The sequence below is a fragment of the Moorena sp. SIO3I6 genome (genome assembly GCF_010672095.1).
The window spans coordinates 1-1671 of sequence record NZ_JAAHHU010001108.1 but is presented as its reverse complement, the minus strand read 5'-3'; the positions used below and the strand labels follow the sequence as shown (position 1 = coordinate 1671).

Annotated in this window: 2 protein-coding genes; both read left to right on the top strand. The window is 37.2% G+C overall.

Going from position 1 to position 1671, the window contains the following annotated elements; genetic code table 11:
- Positions 1 to 9: 9 nt before the first annotated feature.
- Positions 10 to 237 (top strand): hypothetical protein, encoded by a 228-nt coding sequence (locus tag F6K49_RS46660; protein ID WP_293109280.1) that lies wholly within the window; start codon positions 10 to 12, stop codon positions 235 to 237.
- Between the two features lie 72 nt (positions 238 to 309).
- Positions 310 to 960 carry a hypothetical protein gene (locus F6K49_RS46655; protein ID WP_293109278.1) on the top strand — a complete coding sequence of 217 codons (651 nt, stop codon included), beginning with the start codon at positions 310 to 312 and terminating at the stop codon, positions 958 to 960.
- The last annotated feature ends 711 nt before the right edge of the window (positions 961 to 1671 follow it).

Here is a 1671-nt window from a genome sequence, read left to right as displayed (position 1 = left end):
AGATAAGGGATGACAGACGAAGAATTTAGAAGGTACTTTGTCCAAAATTTACCAGACAAAGTGTATAGTGCAGTAATTGAGTTATGCGATCGCTTTTTAGAAAAAAGGAAGAGTCTTTCCTACGAACAACATCTCATTGCTTTTGCTAGCTTTGAACAGTTTCTCAGAGATCACACTATTCCCTATTCAATTCCCAGAAGTTTTGAGTATTCTGGAAGTTCAACCTATCAAAGATAAGAAGCCATTGTCGAATTCTTTAGAACTATCAAGCAAACTATCCTATCGCTTCCATGGAGTGAGCAGTTAAAGTTGAGGGAGCAATCTCTGAGTAGCACCTGGAAGCAAAAGCAAAACCTTCAACCGAAACAAGAACTTAAATCTTTATCTCAAAATGCTTTGCTACGTTTGATTCAAGAAAAAGATAATTTAATTAATCTTTTAATTAGACAGGTAGCAATAGCGCTACAGCGTCCGAGTTTTTATACACACACAAATGTTAAAGAGGTAGGTACTATGACTAACAATCCCGGTGGATTTTCTGTAAGTGGTTCTGTCGGTGGTGATATCCACAACCAACAAGGTGACAACAATCAGCAAGGTGACAATAACACTCAAATAATCCAAGGTCAAGGTGCTGCATCAAGCGAAGAACAGCTAACCAAAGAGCAGGTTATTGAGTTGTTAGCAAAACTCGATAACCTGCTTCAAGAAGCAGAACTACCAAAAGATACCAAAGAAGAGGCAACCATGTATCTTGGTGCTGCCAAAAAAGCGACGGAAAAAGAAGAACCGAAGAAGGAAACAGCACTCGCCAACCTAGAGAGTGTAGCAGAAACTCTCGAAACAGCGAGTAAGACGGTTGATGCGGGTAAAAACATCTGGGAAAATGCCAAGCCGATCATCCTTAAGGTGGCAGGTTGGTTAGGCGCTGCTGCTGGTTCTTACCTTCTCGGTCTATAGAATTGATTCCTGTTTAAAGCACCATAGTTTAGGAATTTCCATAACGCTATCTTGGTCCTTGTGGTAGCATCCACAAGGGCACTTTTTCCTATTTCTATACACCTCCCATACCTCCCATATCTCCCACACCCTCCTTTCTTTCCCTGTTCCCTTGTAAATGCTATAGATGATATCCATTGTAGATAAAGGGATAAACTATCGAATTTTATATCATCAGATTTTTTTTTATCCAAGCTTTATATAGTTAAAGTTTTAGTTAGTTTGCCTTGAATTTGATAAATTTTAGCTGAGTTAGATCTAAACTGATAGTCGAGACAATAATTAAGTACTAACTACTAAGAGTCGTTTGAACTATTAATTACTTAATTTCAGGTTAAAACTATGAAGATTCGATCGGTTATTTGATGGTGTTATATTTTGAATAGTTAAGAGGTAAATCATTACTTATTTCAGTCTAGCAATCCGTGTACAAATTGTGATAAGTTTTATTCCCTATTCCCTACTCCCTACTCCCTGTTCCCTGTTCCCTGTTCCCTGTTCCCTTTGCTATAGCTCGATTCTTGATTCCTTGAATCCTAGTTTATAAGTCCTCTTACTTAAGCAATTACTACGTTAATTGATAATACATTTATGATCAGTATTATTACTACAGTATTATTACTATAGTTGGTGTTGAGTTTTTTAGATTATACTGAGATGTCTTACCTTTAA

Coding starts and splice junctions, on each gene's coding strand:
- F6K49_RS46660 (WP_293109280.1), top strand. CDS start 10: ATGACAGACGAAGAATTTAGAAGGTACTTTGTCCAAAATTTACCAGAC.